The organism is Bradyrhizobium arachidis (assembly GCF_024758505.1).
Lineage (GTDB): Bacteria > Pseudomonadota > Alphaproteobacteria > Rhizobiales > Xanthobacteraceae > Bradyrhizobium > Bradyrhizobium manausense_C.
Genome location: NZ_CP077970.1, coordinates 6740290 through 6755777, shown reverse-complemented (window position 1 = coordinate 6755777; position 15488 = coordinate 6740290). Strand labels below are relative to the sequence as shown.

At 63.8% G+C, this 15488-nt stretch carries 16 protein-coding genes; 6 read left to right on the top strand and 10 right to left on the bottom strand.

Annotated features, from left to right (window positions below; translation table 11 throughout):
- Nucleotides 1–58 precede the first annotated feature (58 nt).
- On the bottom strand, nt 59–283 hold the full coding sequence (locus tag KUF59_RS31170) for a hypothetical protein (RefSeq protein WP_212462820.1): 225 nt from the start codon (nt 281–283) through the stop codon (nt 59–61).
- A complete protein-coding gene (locus tag KUF59_RS31165; protein ID WP_212462819.1) occupies nt 280–441 on the bottom strand; it encodes a hypothetical protein in 162 nt (53 codons plus the stop codon). Before KUF59_RS31165 ends, KUF59_RS31170 begins: the two co-directional genes overlap by 4 nt.
- 256 nt (nt 442–697) lie before the next feature.
- Between KUF59_RS31165 and KUF59_RS31160 the strand changes: the two genes are divergently transcribed.
- From KUF59_RS31160 to KUF59_RS31150, 3 genes are all read left to right on the top strand, one after another.
- Nucleotides 698–1117 carry a CopG family transcriptional regulator gene (locus KUF59_RS31160; RefSeq protein WP_212462818.1) on the top strand — a complete coding sequence of 140 codons (420 nt, stop codon included), beginning with the start codon at nt 698–700 and terminating at the stop codon, nt 1115–1117.
- A gap of 3 nt (nt 1118–1120) precedes the next feature.
- Complete coding sequence (locus KUF59_RS31155; protein ID WP_212462817.1) at nt 1121–2311, top strand: extracellular catalytic domain type 1 short-chain-length polyhydroxyalkanoate depolymerase; 1191 nt, start codon at nt 1121–1123, stop codon at nt 2309–2311.
- A 495-nt stretch (nt 2312–2806) separates the two neighbouring features.
- Nucleotides 2807–3319, top strand: a complete 513-nt coding sequence (locus KUF59_RS31150; protein WP_212462816.1) for a phasin family protein — start codon at nt 2807–2809, stop codon at nt 3317–3319.
- Between the two features lie 200 nt (nt 3320–3519).
- Here the strand turns inward: KUF59_RS31150 and KUF59_RS31145 are convergent, their stop codons facing one another.
- Both KUF59_RS31145 and KUF59_RS31140 read right to left on the bottom strand, forming a co-directional pair.
- Nucleotides 3520–4668, bottom strand: a complete 1149-nt coding sequence (locus KUF59_RS31145) for an amidohydrolase (RefSeq protein ID WP_212462815.1) — start codon at nt 4666–4668, stop codon at nt 3520–3522.
- 104 nt (nt 4669–4772) lie between these two features.
- Complete coding sequence (locus KUF59_RS31140) at nt 4773–5861, bottom strand: mandelate racemase/muconate lactonizing enzyme family protein (RefSeq protein WP_212462814.1); 1089 nt, start codon at nt 5859–5861, stop codon at nt 4773–4775.
- A 191-nt stretch (nt 5862–6052) separates the two neighbouring features.
- Here KUF59_RS31140 and KUF59_RS31135 point away from each other — a divergent pair, with 191 nt between their 5' ends.
- Together KUF59_RS31135 and KUF59_RS31130 are read left to right on the top strand one after the other, a co-directional pair.
- On the top strand, nt 6053–7036 hold the full coding sequence (locus KUF59_RS31135; protein ID WP_212462813.1) for a Bug family tripartite tricarboxylate transporter substrate binding protein: 984 nt from the start codon (nt 6053–6055) through the stop codon (nt 7034–7036).
- Between the two features lie 130 nt (nt 7037–7166).
- Nucleotides 7167–7652, top strand: a complete 486-nt coding sequence (locus KUF59_RS31130) for a VOC family protein (protein ID WP_212462812.1) — start codon at nt 7167–7169, stop codon at nt 7650–7652.
- Nucleotides 7653–7658: 6 nt separating this feature from the next.
- Here KUF59_RS31130 and KUF59_RS31125 read toward each other — a convergent pair whose 3' ends face one another.
- The 5 genes from KUF59_RS31125 to KUF59_RS31105 form a co-directional block, all read right to left on the bottom strand.
- Nucleotides 7659–8195, bottom strand: coding sequence for a hypothetical protein (locus KUF59_RS31125; RefSeq protein WP_212462811.1), 537 nt, complete (start codon nt 8193–8195; stop codon nt 7659–7661).
- A 5-nt stretch (nt 8196–8200) separates the two neighbouring features.
- Nucleotides 8201–9406, bottom strand: a complete 1206-nt coding sequence (locus tag KUF59_RS31120) for a M20/M25/M40 family metallo-hydrolase (RefSeq protein ID WP_212462810.1) — start codon at nt 9404–9406, stop codon at nt 8201–8203.
- A 30-nt stretch (nt 9407–9436) separates the two neighbouring features.
- The gene (locus KUF59_RS31115) at nt 9437–10693 is read right to left on the bottom strand and encodes an MFS transporter (RefSeq protein ID WP_212462809.1); all 1257 of its coding nucleotides are present in this window, start codon (nt 10691–10693) and stop codon (nt 9437–9439) included.
- A 350-nt stretch (nt 10694–11043) separates the two neighbouring features.
- Complete coding sequence (locus KUF59_RS31110; RefSeq protein WP_212462808.1) at nt 11044–11385, bottom strand: cupin domain-containing protein; 342 nt, start codon at nt 11383–11385, stop codon at nt 11044–11046.
- A gap of 90 nt (nt 11386–11475) precedes the next feature.
- Nucleotides 11476–11739 carry a DUF1127 domain-containing protein gene (locus KUF59_RS31105; RefSeq protein ID WP_212462807.1) on the bottom strand — a complete coding sequence of 88 codons (264 nt, stop codon included), beginning with the start codon at nt 11737–11739 and terminating at the stop codon, nt 11476–11478.
- 151 nt (nt 11740–11890) lie between these two features.
- Here KUF59_RS31105 and KUF59_RS31100 point away from each other — a divergent pair, with 151 nt between their 5' ends.
- Nucleotides 11891–13804, top strand: coding sequence for a winged helix-turn-helix domain-containing tetratricopeptide repeat protein (locus tag KUF59_RS31100; RefSeq protein WP_212462806.1), 1914 nt, complete (start codon nt 11891–11893; stop codon nt 13802–13804).
- Between the two features lie 599 nt (nt 13805–14403).
- Here KUF59_RS31100 and KUF59_RS31095 read toward each other — a convergent pair.
- Nucleotides 14404–15372, bottom strand: coding sequence for an IS110 family RNA-guided transposase (locus tag KUF59_RS31095; RefSeq protein ID WP_212457421.1), 969 nt, complete (start codon nt 15370–15372; stop codon nt 14404–14406).
- Nucleotides 15373–15488: the final 116 nt, after the last annotated feature.

Here is a 15488-nt window from a genome sequence, read left to right as displayed (position 1 = left end):
ACGGGCGACCGACCCGGTGGCGAACAGCGGGGTCGTCCCGAAATTGCCGAGGCCCGGCTCACGGGTGGGTGTTGGTTTTCTGAATAGGCCGCCATGCGACGCGGGATCGTGGAAGGTCTCCGAACTCGGACGAGGCGTAGTCCCGGCCTTCCGGGGTAATGATATGGACGTCGTAGCAGCCTAGCTTGGCAAGCTCCCTGGCCTTCGTAAGGGCCGCTTCGGCGGTCTTCCTCCGGTGCGCCAGCTCGCCGTGCTTGCACATGCCTTTGACGGTGAAACTCATTTCTTCTTCTTCTTTTTGTTCTTCTTCATGGTATCGGCCTGGGCCCGGAATGCCTCGGCCAAGGTCTTCATCTGATTTGCCACAAAGGCGTCAGCAGTGCGTGCGGCTGCCTTTTCGGCCACCTCAGCCTGCTTGCGGATGTCCTTTACAGCTCCCATGGGGGCTTAATTTCGAGGCCACAGTGTTGTTCCGCCTTACAGTCTCTATTCCTGGCGGCTTGCTTTTGTTTTGGGGTTTGGCCCATTGGGCGCCCACATTCATTCGCGGGACATGCCGAACCTAGATTTTATCAAGGGATATCCACGCGCCGGTGGTCAGGTGACGCGCAGATTTTCCATCCCTTGACAGGCGCCCGGGAGCATCTAGATAACATCCATGGACCATCCAGGGGGATGGTAAGAATGGATGTTAGCTATGGCCGATAATGTGCGCGAGCTGCGACCCAAGGCCCCCGACACCGAGAAGATCACGATCAACCTTGGCTATGTCGACCTCGGTCATGTCGATCTCATGGTGCAGGAAGGGTTCTATTCGAACCGGACCGATTTCATCCGGACAGCAATCCGGAACCAGCTCGAGCGCCACGGAGAGGTCGTCAGACAATCCACGGCCCGGAAGAACCTGGACCTCGGGCTGCGCAACTACACTCGCGAGGATCTCGAAGCGGCGCGGCGCGCCGGCGAGATGCTGCAGATCAATGTTTTGGGCTTAGCCACCATCGCCCAGGACGTCACTCCCGAATTGGCTCGCGCCACAATCGCGTCGGTCTCGGTGCTGGGGGCCCTTCACGCCACTCCCGCGGTCAAGGCCGCTCTCGCCGACAGAACGAGGTGAACGATGCTGAATCAAGACATAGTCCGCGAAGCAACCCGCCTCACGCGTGCCGGCCAACTGGTCGAGGCCACCGCGCTCCTGCAGCGCATGCTCCAGGGCGGTAGTGCTCCAAGACCGCAGTCTCGCAGCGCCGCTCAGGCTCGGCTCCCGCGGCTCGATCCGCCTACCATCGACGCCACGGCAGACGTCGTCGACGAGCGGGAAGCTCCGCAGATCTCGCCGGCCCGCTCTGCTCAGGGACGCAGACGCTCCTTACCGCTCGACGGCCTGCGGAATTCTTCCGGGCTCGGCCTGCGAAGTCCGATCACGCGCGCTCCTCTGTCCCCATCGGACATCGTGCCCGAGGGCACACGGTTTGTCGCCGGTACCTTCAGTAACGCCGCGGGAAGCCGGACCTACAAGCTGTTCATCCCAAGCCGCTGTCAGGGACAACGGCTTCCCCTGATCGTCATGCTGCATGGCTGCACCCAGTCGCCGGACGATTTCGCGGCCGGCACCCGGATGAACTTCCTGGCGGAAGAGCAGAATTGCTTCGTGGTCTATCCTGAGCAGCCGAGCGGAGCCAACCAGTCGAAGTGCTGGAACTGGTTTCGCACCGGCGACCAGCGCCGCGGCGGGGGCGAGCCCTCGATGATCGCCGGCATTACCCGCCAGATTATGCGCGACCATGCGATCGATCCGAAGCGCGTATACGTCGCGGGTCTGTCGGCCGGCGGGGCCGCTGCCGCCATCATGGGCGCGACGTATAGCGACCTGTACGCGGCCGTCGGTATTCATTCAGGCCTCGCGTGCGGGGCCGCGAGCGATCTTCCCTCCGCGTTCGTCGCCATGCGGCAGGGAGGCGGCTCCAAGGCAATTGCGGATGGCAAAACTTCTGTGCCGACCATCGTTTTCCATGGTGATCGCGACGCTACGGTGCATCCAAAGAATGGCGATCAGATTATCGAGCAGTCCGCCAGGGCAACGAGGCCGACGACGAAGGTACTTCGCGGACGCGTACCCCACGGCCATGCCTATACTCGCACCGTCCTGATCGACGGGGCCGGTCGGGCGATCTCCGAACACTGGAACATCGATGGCGCCGGACACGCGTGGTCAGGCGGCAGCCCCGCCGGGTCCTACACTGATCCGCAAGGGCCGGATGCGACGAGGGAAATGCTGCGCTTCTTCCTCGAGCATTCGCTCGGTGGGTAGTCTGGCTTCACAGGGCGCTCAAATTGTCCTCGAGCACGTCGCCGAGCTTCCGGCAGCTTGGCGTCGCCGAAGCCGGCCTCTACTGCCAGCGCGGCGCGCGCCATGTGCGTGCAGGATGAAGTCACCTTTCAGGCTTTCAACTCGAAAGGAGCCGCAGATTTTTGCGAGAGATCTAATACCTTTGAGCGCCCATCCTCGAAGCTCGAAATGAACGCTTGCGTAGTCGCCGCAACTTGAAGCGGTCTTTGGCGAACACAACGAACGGAAGGCTGATTGTTCTCAGACTGACGCCGTTGAGCATAGGTCTGGAAGATCGCCAGCTAGACGTTTGTTGGTTGGAGTTGCTACCTAACATCATCGTCGACATCGCAGAACGTGCGATTGATCTCAGTTCATGCGGCAACAACGCGCGGGTTTGGAACGCCACATCACAAGGCCTGTTGTCCTTTCAGAAAAGATCGTTGTGGTCGCACCCGCATTATCTTGGAGCGTCAGATGAGCAAACGCAAACCGGCAACAGCCCCAAAGCGCGCCCGCAATCCGAAAATGGCCGCGCGGGCCCAACGGAACAAGCCGGCCATTGTTAGAAGCCCGAAAAAGGATCTTCTTCGCTCTGTTGCGGCAGTCTCGATTGAACCGCCTCTTAAGCTTCATGATGATCCTAAACACGAGGTTCCCATCATTGAGCCTCGGGTGGATGCCTTGCCAGATGACCCCAGTCAGAGAATGACGGATAGCGATCCAACGAAAGGCTTTGCTTTAGCGACGGCAAACATGCAGGCGTATCAAGCGAAGCTTCTAGAGATAGCCCGGGCCAACGTGCAATTTGCTTTTGAATTCGGCCTGAGACTTGCGACGATCAGGTCACCAGCTGAATTTTTCGGCGTCATTACGGAGTTTACAAGCAGACGGGTTGATATGTTCGGGCAGCATTCGAAAGAATTGGCGGCATATCCGTTCTGGCACATCAAGCCGCTCCGAGAGCTCACGGCGCTGCCGGGACGATAACTGCAAGCGTACCCGCTTGCAGCAAAGCATGGACCCAAACGCGGATCACGCACGCGCCGATCACGGTTGCTTGCTTTCGGCTGGGAAGCGCGGCTCACAACGAGGGAGGGGAATCAGCATCGGCCATCGGCCCTTAGCGGGCTCGGTGCCGCCGAACTGAGGTCTTAATGAGTACACGCCCTTGATCGCACGCCCGATCGCTAATTCGCCGTCAGCGCGGTCTTGGCGACTTCCGCCATCCAGGTGGAGGCAGTGGGCAGGATCGCGTCGTTGAAGTCGTAGCGCGGGCCGTGCAGCTCGGCGCCTTCACGCAATTCGCCATTGCCGATCCAGACGAAGGCGCCGGGACGATGCTGCAGGTAGAAGGCGAAATCCTCGCCGGCCATGCTGGGCGCGAGGTCGCGGCGCAGCGGTGCCTCGACCTTTTCCGCGGCCATCCGCGCGAGGCCCGCTTCGCGCGGCGTGTTGGCGAGAACCCCGACGCCGGGAGTGACTTCGGATGAGATGCTGACGCCAAAACTGGTTGCGACCCCCGCGCAGATCCGCTCGATGCCTTCGGTCAGCGTGTCCCTGACCGGACCGCGGTGGTTGCGCAGCGTGCCGCGGATCGTCACGCGGGAGGCGATCTGGTTCGGCACGGTGCCGCCCTCGATCGTGCACAGCGACAGCACGGCGGTATCGAGCGGGTCGACGCTGCGCGAGACGATCGATTGCAGCGCGACGATGAGATGTCCGGCCGCGACCACGGGATCGCGCGTCAGATGCGGCATGCCGGCGTGGCCGGGATGTCCGTCGATCGTCAGCGTCACCCGCCCGCCGGCCGCCATGACGACGCCGTCATGCACCGCGATCGCGCCGGCCTCGAGTCCGGGCCAGTTGTGGAAGCCAAAGATCTGCGTCATCGGAAACCGCTCGAACAGGCCGTCGGCGACCATCGCCTTCGCGCCGCCAAGACCTTCCTCGGCCGGCTGGAAGACGAGATCGACGGTGCCGCTCCAGCTCGTGTCGGCGGCCAGCAGTGCGGCAGCGCCGAGCAGCGAGGCCGTGTGCCCATCATGCCCGCAGGCATGCATGATGCCGGGATTGCGCGAGGCGTAGGCGAGCCCGGTCTCCTCAGTGATTGGCAAGGCATCCATGTCGGCGCGCAGGCCGACGCGGCCTTGCGCAGTCCCGCGCGACAGCGTCGCCACGATGCCATGGCCGCCGACGTTGGCCGTGAAGGGAATGCCGAGTTCGGTCAATCGCGCCTGCACAAACGCGGATGTCGCCTTTTCCTGCAGGGACAGTTCGGGGTGGGCATGCAGATGCTGGCGCCACGCGGTCAGCTTTTGGTGCAGGTCTGGTGTCACGGTTCGCGTCTCTCGGGAAGATGCCGGCTGGTGCCACACTAGCGGAATTTCCGCAGCCGTCACCCGGCACGCGGGAATAGCTCGCGTGCAGCAAGACGCTTCGCTTAAGGGCTGAGCTGTGCCAGCCCCTCCCAGTCGAAGCTAATGCCGTGGCCGGGCCGCGGCGGCGCCAGGGCGAGCCCCTCGTCGAGCACCAGCGGATGCTCGATATAGCGGTCGAGCCCAAAGCCGTGGGCCTCGAGGTAGGAGCGGTTTGGGCAGGCGGCGAGCAGGTGCACGGTGATGTCGTGCGCGCCATGGCTCGTCACCGGCAGGTTGAAGGCTTCCGCAAGCCGCGCGATCTTCATGAAGGCGGTGACGCCGCCGCAATTGGTGACGTCGGGCTCGGGATAGGACACCGCACCCGCCGTGATGTAGTTCTTGAACTCCCAGATCGAGCGCAAATTCTCGCCCGCCGCGATCGGCACGCCGCCGGCGGACATAATGCGAGCGTGGCCGGCGACGTCGTCGGGAATGATCGGTTCTTCCAGCCAGGTGAGATCGAACGGCTGGAGCGCGCGGGCGGCGCGGATCGCTTCCTCCACCGTCCATTTCATGTTGGCGTCCGCCATCAGCGCAAAACCCTCGCCGAGATGTTTGCGCATCGCCGCGACGCGCGCGACGTCGGCGGCGAGGTCGGGACGGCCGACCTTCATCTTGATGGCGCGAAAACCCTTTGCGAGATTGTCGTCGGTCTGCTTCAGCAGCGCCTCGATCGACAGATCGAGGTCGATGCCGCCGGCATAGCAGGGCACGCGGGCATCGAAGCCGCCAAGCAGGCGGAACAGCGGCAGATTGGCGCGACGCGCTTTGAGATCCCACAACGCGATGTCGAGCGCGGAGAGCGCGAGCACGGCCGCCCCGCCGCGTCCGCCATAATGCAGAGCCCACCAGATGTGATGCCAGATCGCTTCGCTGTCGTCGGCCTCGCGGCCCTCGACCAGTTCCGGGATCTCGCGCGTCAAGATATCGGCGATCGCGCCGCCATTGCGGCCGACCGTGTACGTGTAGCCCACGCCTTCCGCGCCGTCGGCATCGCGCACGCGGCAGGTGATGAGCTCAAACGCCTTGATCTCGCCATGCGTGCTGTCGGAGAGCGTGACGGGGAGGGGGATCCGGTAGAGTCCGGTCTCGGTCGTCTTGATGCGCGCCATGTTGTTTCCATCCCGTCTTTTCTTTGCAGGTTAGGCCGAACGCGCGAGCAGGGCAACGTGCCGTGTGGCGGAATTGGCGTGACGATACGCGCATGGAAACGCGATTGCGTAATCCGTCGCGTTCGATATTGATTTCGAACCCTCGCATCGTCACGCAGATGACGAGCGATCTCTCAGGGATGGAGCACGACATGCAAAGAATGGTTCGCTCACTCTCCGTGACCGTGGGATTGTCCCTCGCGCTGCTGCCGTCCTTTGCCGTCGCGCAAAAATATCCGAACCATCCGGTCAAGATCCTCGTGGGGTTCAGCGCCGGCGGCCCGGTCGACGTCGTGGCGCGCATCGTTGCGGACCGCCTCCAGGCCAAACTCGGCCAGCCCTTCGTGGTCGAGAACCGCGCCGGCGCCAACGGCATGATCGCGGCCGAAGCGGCTGCGCGCGCCGAGCCCGACGGCCATACCATCCTTGCCAGTAACTCCTCTGCGATCACGCTCAATCCGACGCTGTTCAAGGATGCGCGCTACGACGTGCAGCGTGATTTCGCGCCGCTCACCACGGTGGTGTCGGCGCCGCTGGTGCTGGTGGTCAATCCGGAGAATCCAAAGACCGCCAACATCAAAACGGTGGCCGATCTCGTCGCCGCGGCGAAGGCCGCGCCTGGCGAGCTCGCCTATGGTTCCGGCGGCAACGGCAACCTCGCGCATCTCGCCATGGAGCTCCTCAGCCAGAAGGCCGGCATCAAGATGATCCACGTGCCCTATCGCGGCGGCTCCGCCGCCGAAGTCGGCATCCTCGCGCAGGAGACCTTGGCGGTGTTCGATCCGCTGTCGGCGGTGCCGCTGGTGAAGGCCGGCAAGCTGCGGGCGCTTGCGGTGTCCTCGGCAGCGCGACTGCCGTCGCTGCCCGATGTGCCGACGGTCGCGGAGGCCGGCTATCCCGGTTTCGACATCTCGTTCTGGGTCGGCTTCCTGTTGCCGAAGGCCACCCCCGCGCCGATCGCCGAGACGCTGCATCGGGAGATCGTGGCGGTTGCGACCGATCCGGCGCTGAAGGAACGGCTGGAGACGCAGGGCGTCGTATCCGTGCTCGGTGCGGCCGACTACGCGGCCAGGATCGAGAAGGAGACCCGGGAACTCGCCGCCGTCGTGGCGGCCGCCAACATCAAGGCGGAATGAGGCGGGAGCCCGGCCCATCCTGCGAGTGGCGGGGTTCAAAATAATTTGTCGGTGATGTCGGAACGCGCGCCGTTCGCCCGTCCTTTGCTCCAGGAGAGTTCAACTAGCAACGAGCTGAAAGGACCTGTCGATGGCCGGGACTACACCGAAGAACACGATCTGCGTCTGGTACGACAAGGACGCCGAGGCTGCGGCCCGCTTCTACGCCGCGACGTTTCCCGACAGCAAGGTGACTGCAGTCCACCGCGCGCCCGGCGACTATCCGTCCGGCAAGGAAGGGGATGTGCTCGTCGTCGAATTCACGGTTGCCGGTGTAGCCTGTGTCGGCCTCAACGGCGGCCCCCTGTTCAAGCACAACGAAGCCTTCTCGTTCCAGATCGCCACCGACGACCAGGAAGAGACCGACCGCTACTGGAACGCCATCGTCGGCAATGGGGGCCAGGAAAGCGCATGCGGCTGGTGCAAGGACAAATGGGGCGTGTCCTGGCAGATCACGCCGCGCGTGCTGACCGAAGCCGTCGCGGCCGGCGGCGCTGAGGCCAAGCGCGCATTCGCTGCGATGATGAACATGAAGAAGATCGACGTCGCCGTGATCGAAGCGGCGCGGCGCGGCTGATCCCGCTCACCGCTTGTAGCCGACATAGCCGATGCTGATCGAGGCGCGGCGCGGCGACGTTCGCCACACCGACATGTCGAGCGTGTCGCCGCTTCCCGTGCCGACACGCCAACTCGCCAGGCGATGATTTTCGTCGTTGGACGGCTTGTCGGCCCGCTCACGGGCCTTCAATGATTTTTCGATCAGGCCGGGCAGCGCGTCGGCCGACACGCCTGTGGCCGTCACCGTGCATGTCACGCTCGGGCCGTCGTCGGGGCCGGCGAAATAGGCGCTCATGCTGCCAATCCGCTCGCCACGCCTGATCAGTTTTGCCATGTAGAGAATGTCGATCTTGGGTCCGCGTTCCATCTCGGCCGTGATCGGGCCGCCGTCGCTGACGAAACCCAGGCTCGTTGCGACCCGCTCGACCTGGCTCGGCAGGGCGGGCTTGGGCGCGCAGATTTTGGCGAAGAGATCGACCAGCAAGGCGCTGTTGTCCTCTTCCGCAGCGACTGCGCCCGCGCACGCGAGCATCGCCAGTCCCGCCACCGCGAACCTGATCATGCCGATCACCGCATCGTCGCGAGCTGCACGGCGAGGGCGCAGGCGCGGTCGTATTCGCCGAGATTGATCCATTCGTCGATCGTGTGCACCTCGTTCTGTCCCGCGCCAAAGGTGACGGTCGGAATGCCGTGGCGGACCATCCAGTTGGCATCGAGCCCGCCATTGGCGGCGCGCAACACCGGTGCTCCGCCGACCGCGGACACGGCTTCGATTGCGCGTTTGACGACGGGCAGGTTCTCCTTCATGCGGAACGGATAATAGTCGGTCTCGGCCTTGAATTTCACGCGGCCGGATTTGCCTTGCGCGTTCGTGACGCGCTTGGCCGCCTTCTCGAACGCCGCCTTGTAGGCCTTCGTGATCTCCCTGAAGAATTTTCCGTCATGGCTGCGGCTCTCGCCGCGCACATGCACATAGTCGGTGACGACATTGGTGGCGTCGCCCGCGGGGCGGCCCTCGCCGCCGGTGACGGGGCCCACATTGCTCGTGCCCTGCCGCGCGCTCGCGCCCTTGCCCTTCACCACCTTGCCGAACCAGCCGCCGGCCTTCACCTCGGCGAGCGCCAGCGCCAGGATCATGGTCGAGGAGATGCCGCGCTCGGGTGCCACGCCGGCATGCGAGGCGCGGCCGAAGATTTCGACGGTCCAGCGATCGGCGCCGACCGCGCCGATGGTGACATTCGAGGCCGAGCCGCCGTCATAGTTGAAGGCCATCTTGGGCGAGCCGAGCTCGTCGAGCTTGACGTGGCGCGCGCCGTAGAGCCCGCTCTCCTCGCGCACGCAGAACAACAGCGTGATCGGCGGATGATCAAGCTTCTGCTTTTCGAGCTCCGCCGCCAGCGTCACCAGCACGCCGCAGCCGCAGCGGTTGTCGCCGCCGAGCGCGGTTTTGGCGTCGTTGACGATCTTGCGCCCGGAAAGTTTTGGCTTGGCGCCGGCGCAGAGCGGCACGGTGTCCATGTGGGTCATGAACATGATCCGCGGCTGGTTGTGCAGCGCGCCGCGGCCGGGCAGGTCGACGATGAGATTGCCGGTCTCGGTGGCTAAGGGAATGCGGGTGTTGGCGTCGTCGAGGCGGATCGCGTCCGCGGGCACGCCGGCCTCCCGGAGCGCTGCGGCGAGTTCGCGCCCGATCGCCGCCTCCTTCCCGGTGACGCCCTCGACGGCGAGGAAACGCATGAGACGATCGGTGGCGGCCTTGGTGTCGACGGGCATCAACTCTTCCTTTGCTGAGGGCATTCCGACCTAGTCTATCGCCGACTGCGGCGACGTATAGATCAAAAAGATCAGCGAGCCGGCCAGCAGCGCTGTCGCCATGAACAGCAGCACCGCCGGAAGGCCGGCGAGCGCCGCCACCGCGCCGGTGACCGACTGCATCAGGGCTGCGCCGAGGAAGAACGCCAGATTGACCGCGGCGAGCGCCTTGCCCGCCGTCGCCGCATCGACCAGTTGCCGCGACATGCCAAAAATCAGCGGCTGCGCCGCGGTTGCGAGCCCGATGAGAACGAACAACACGAGATCATATTGCGACGGCATCACGGATACGCCGAACAGCCAAGCAACCGGATAGTTTGGCGCGCCGAGCGCCATCAGCGCCAGCAGAATCGCGCCGGTCAGATGCGAGGCCGCAACCAGCTCGCGGCGGCGGCCGAGCTTTCGGTCGACCATGCCGATGCACAGCGGGCCGACGATCATCGCAATGGTGAAGGCGCCGAGCTGGTTGCCGGCCTCCACCCGCGACAATCCCTTGATCTCCATCAGCCACGGGCCGCCCCACAGGCCCCGCAGCACCAGCGAGGTGGCAAGCGACACCAGCGCGAGCGCAATCAGGCCGCGCAACGGACGCGACAGGCCGAGCCTGAGCACCTCGATCATCTGCGACAGCGGCGAGGAATCGTCCTTGTGTTCGGCCGGCTGGCTCGGCACCAGCGCGAACACGGCGAGCGCCACCAGGATGCCGGCGACGGCGGAGATCCAGAACCCGGCGCGCCAGCCATGATGATCGACCACGAAGGCGAGCGGTGACGACGACAGCAGCATGCCGATATTGCCGATCGAGAGGATCGCGCCCGACCACAGGCCGAACCGCGCCGCCGACAATTGCTTGGCAGCCAGCGTCATCGGGCACATCAGCATGCCCGAGGTCGCTACGCCCAGGAGCAGTTGCCCGACCGCAAAGCTCTCGGGCCCCGTCGCAAAGCCCGACGCGATCGCGCCGACAACGGTTCCGACGAGCAGGCTGAGCGACACCGGGCGTACGCCAAAGCGATCCATCGCGGCGCCGACCGGGATCTGGGCTGCGGCAAAGGCGAAATGATAGACCGAGGTGAGGCTCGCCAGCGCCTGCGGCTTGACGCGGAAATCCGCCGCCATCAGGTCGAGGCTGACCGCCGGGATCGTGCGCAGCAAGGTCGACAGCATGTGCCCGCAGGCGAGCGCGACGAGCGCAAAGATCAGCGCGCGGGTGCCAACGCCCGCTTCATCACTGGCAGCGGTACCCATGAGCGTCCCGTCCCGACAAGCTTTTCGCTGGCGTTACACGATCGGATGGCAGGTGCCAACTGCGGGAAAGACAGCCCCGTCATTCCGGAACGCGACGTTCCGGGCGTTCCGAGATGTCCGGAAAGCATCGCGCTTTAAGGGCACTTCGCCGTCTCGGCCACAGGGCCATGATCGATGAAGGCGCCGATCGCTCCGCTTGATCGAAGCGATCGGCGAAGTCTAGGGAGGAAACGCCCGTGGGGGCGCGGCAAAGCGAGCTAACGCTCAACCGGTACCTTCGAATTTAGCCCGCTCTAGCGGCACAACCTATGATCTAGGTCACAGAGATTGAATTACTTTCAGTGCGGACGTCATGGCCGTCCCGGATGAAAATCCGCCTTGCCGACACCCTGCACCAGGACGAACCGACATCTCTTGCCTCCAAGCGGTGTGACACGATGCGGAACGCCCGGCGGAACGTCATACCGTTCGCCGACATTGACGAGTCTCGCGTTGCCGGGATTGTGAGTTTCCACAACCGCCGTGCCTTCAAGGCAGAAGAAGATATCGCTCGTACGCGTATGCCAGTGCCAAGGGACGCATTCGTCGCCCACAAGGCTCAAGGTTGACACCCGCACGTCCACTCCAACGGCCACATGCTCCAGGCCATAGGTACGCTCGTTGGGCGACCGAAGATTGTCCATGGTCTGCATGATCGTTCTCTCCGGTCTAGATGGCCTTCGCTACCCGGCTTGCCAAGTCCACTTGCCAAGTCCACTTGCCAAGCCCACCGGCGGCAGGTCTCAGATCTGATCCACCGCGCGAGCCCCTCGGGGATCGGTATCCCGGTGCGAGGCGACATAGTCGATCTCACCGCGCGTGGTGCCGATGTCGATCAGCTCCCGGTCACTGAGGTTCGACAAGGCGGAGTATAGTCTGCGGTGCTCGCGCCATTCCCGAAATCCAGCCAAAAAAGTCCTGAAAAGCAAAAAAGTCCTGAAGAGAATGACGAGTGTGGGTGAAGCGACCGTCCGTCGCAGCCCGCGTGTGTCAAAGGTCGTGCTCATGGCAATCACTCCGCTGACGGCTTCAATGGTTTGACGGTGCCACGGTGTGATGGGACGCGCTTGATCTCCGGCTTACATTTTCCTTACCGAACGCTTATTCTTGCCGGGCAGCTCCTGCCGCGGTCGTGAAGCGAGCCTGGGGAAGGGTGCCGTGCGCTATTTCTTCGAGGAATATGCGTTGGACACGGACCGGCGCGAGCTTCGGCGCGGGCCTGAGGTTGTGCTCACGCCGCCGCAGGTGTTCGATCTGCTCGAATATTTGATCCGCAGCAGGGATTGCGTCGTCAGCAAGGACGACCTCGTCAACGCCATCTGGAATGGCAGGATCGTATCCGATGCGGCGTTGACGACACGCCTCAACGCCGTCCGACGTGCCATTGGCGACAGCGGCGAGGAGCAGCGTCTGATCAAGACGTTTCCGCGACGGGGCTTTCGTTTCGTCGGCACCGTGCATACCGAGGAGCGGGCCCCCGCAGCGCGCGCTGCCAGCCCGGCAGATTTGCCGGATCCCGCAGCTGAGGTTGCCGGGAAGGTCTTGGTTGACGCGCCACTGTCCCCGACACCGAACGGTGCCGCCGACCGGAACTCGTTTGCCGATGTAAGGGCAGGGACAACGACATCGGATAGCGGTGCCTCAGGGAAGGTATCGGAGACGCGGCCGTCCGGCAGATGGTCCGGCTACCTCAGAGGTCGTGTGAAGCTCGTTGGCGGAGCGCTGGCATCGTTCGCCGCGATCGGGGCCATTGCAGGCGGACTCGTCGGCTATTGGAACGTCTGGAAGACGGTTCGTACCGACGTCTTGCGGGAAGGTCAGAAGGTCGTCGAGGGGCAACCGGCGCCCAAGCCCGCGATCGCCCCGCGCCTCTCCTTCATCGTCCTGCCCTTCGCCAATCTCAACAATGATCCGGAGCAGGACTACCTCGCCGACGCCGTGACGACGGATCTGACGACCGATCTCGGACAGGCGCCCGACGCTTTCGTCATCGGACGCGAGACGGCCTTTACCTTCAAGAACAAGCCGGTCGATCTGAAGAAGCTGGGAACCGATCTCGGCATACGCTGGGCGATCCAGGGCGCCGTACAACGCAATGGCGATCAGGTTCGGGTCAACGTGTCGCTGTCAGATCTTCAGACCGGCGGCGATATCTGGTCCGATCGCTTCGATGGCAGCCGTGCAAGCCTTTCCCAATTGCAGGACCAGATCACGGCGCGGTTGTCCCGCTCGCTTGCCCTTCAACTGTTCCAGGCCGAATCCCGCCGCAGCGAGGTGGAGCGCTCGAAGAATCCGGCGTCGGCCGACTTCGCCATGCGCGGTCTGGCAAGGCAGCTCGGGGAATTGTCCCAGACCAGCACGGCGCAAGCCAGGGAGCTCTTCGACAAGGCGCTGCAACTCGACCCTGACAACGTCGAGGCCATGATCGGGAAGGCGGGATGCATCGTGACTGAACTGTTCCTCGGATGGTCGGTGTACCCTTTCGCCGACACGACGCAGGCGAATGAGCTCATCGACAAGGCCCTTTCCAGGAGTCCGGGAAGCTACAGGGCTCACACCGTCAAGGGAAACCTTCTCCTGTTTGACCGGCCGGCGCAGGCATTGGCAGAATTCAATACCGCGCTCGAAATCCGTGCGAATTTCCACGTCGCCAATGCGGGCAAGGCGTTTGCCCTCATGATGTTAGGGCGGCCGCGCGAAGCGGCCCGGCCGGCCGAGCTCGCCATTCGCACTAGTCCGCGAGACCCTGCTGCATTCCTTTGGGTGTGGGAGCTGTGCAGTGTGCGCCTGCATCTTCGCGAGTACGAGGAAGCCGTCGAGCAATGCAGGCGCGCGGTCGGCCTCAACGGCTCCTTCTGGCACGCGCAGGTCAGCCTGATTTCGGCCTATGGCTCGGCCGGACGACTCGAGGAGGCCCGGCAGGTGTACACGGAGTTGAGCAAGAGGCGCCCCAATTTCTCGGTGCAGCTCTATCGCCAATTCGCCTACGGCACCTCGACCGACCCGGAATATCGCCGCGGCGTCGAGGACATTCTGGATGGGCTGAGGAAGGCGGGCGTGCCGGAGCAATGAGGCATGCGCCTTCGACATCGACGCGACGTGGATGTGCGGCGATCACGGCTTGCGCACTCCGAACGCACCGGGAGAGCTCAGGGCCCCGAGTTCCACCGCGTTCGTAACGCGCAAAAGTAACACAGGATAACGCGGCGAGGTGGCTGGCATGTCATAACCCGCCCCACCTTGGCGGCTGGGGGCGCACGCAACCGGGGATGGAACCATGGATTGCGCTGATGTCGCCAAGCCCGCGGGCAACGACGCCCGGGGAAGCGAGCAGGTATCTTGCGCGAGATGCGCCGCCAAGCTTCATCGCTTCATCGAGATCCTCGATTCGCGCACCGGCAGGACGCTTCGCCTGTTTCGATGTTTGTGTGGAGAGACTGTTTGGGACGATTGAGGTCGCCTCGGATAGCAGCAACCATTAAATGGCGGCTGTGCTTTACGCCGTTTAGTCGTCGGCGTCTGTCATGATGACGCCGTGCTCGCGTCCGTCAAGGCGTGGCCTGGCGGCAGATCGCGTGAAGTTGGGGCAAACGACGGCCATCCTTGACGGACGCTGCGCGCGACGTCGTGAGGGGCCGTAGGTCGGGACGAAGAAACGCGTCCCGGTCGAACTAAGAAACAGAGAATGATCCCGCCGGCGGTTCGCCGCACCATGGCGTGCCGCGAGCTACCACCGTGTTGGCGAAGATGAGCATCTTCCTGGCGCAGGCAACGAGCGCGCGCTTGTGTTCCTTTCCGGCTGCGGTCAGCCTCCGGTAGAGCTGGATGAGCTGCGGATTCCATCGAAACGATGCAGCCAGTGAAGCGGTATAAAGAGCGCGACGCAGCCGCTTTCGTCCGCCCTCGATATGCCGAACACCGACCTGGTCGCCGCTGTCGTCGTCATAGGGCGCAAGGCCGGCGAGAGCGACAGCTTGCTCCCGCGTGATCCGGCCGATCTCAGGCAGACGCACCAGGATGGCAACGGCGGTCGGCAGCCCGATGCCGGCGACGCTGTTGATCAGCGCGAGCCTCCTGGCAAGGTCGGGATGCTTGCAGATCGAGGCGACCAGAGCCTTGAGTGCGGCCTTCTCACGTTGCTCCAGGCGAGCGATATCCTCGTGCCAGAGCTGGTTAATCCTCACATTGCGGCAGCTCTCGATCCTGTTCTTGAGGCGCGCGATATCCTCGCCGATCTGATCGATCATGGTCAGTTGCTCGGCGAACGGCAGCAACCGAGGATCGGGAGCGGCATGGATCTTCCGCACCGCTGCGGTGCAGGCTGCGATAAGAGCGGCATCGATCTTATCGTTCTTGGCCCGCTGCAAGTGGAATTTGGCATAAGCCCGGACCTGGGCCGGCTGGAACACCACAACCACAAACCGCTTGCGCCGCAGTTCGGCGACGACCGGCTGTTCGTAACCGCCGCTCGCCTCGATGCCAATGCGTTTGACGCGATGCTGTCGCAGCCACGCCGACAAAGCCTCGTGACCTTCCGACGTGTTCTCCACCTGCAGCGGCTCGCGGCGGCCTTCGATCGCCACATCAAGCTTCCGTTTGCCGGTATCGATACCGGCACAGATCGTGATATGCTTGACCATCTTCGTCGATCCCTCCCTTGTTATGCGAACCTAAAGTTCGTTCAACCATTCGGGTCCCGATGAAGTGCCGGTCGCGATCTCGCTACGTCAGACAGCCCTCAAGGCTTCGATGGGTA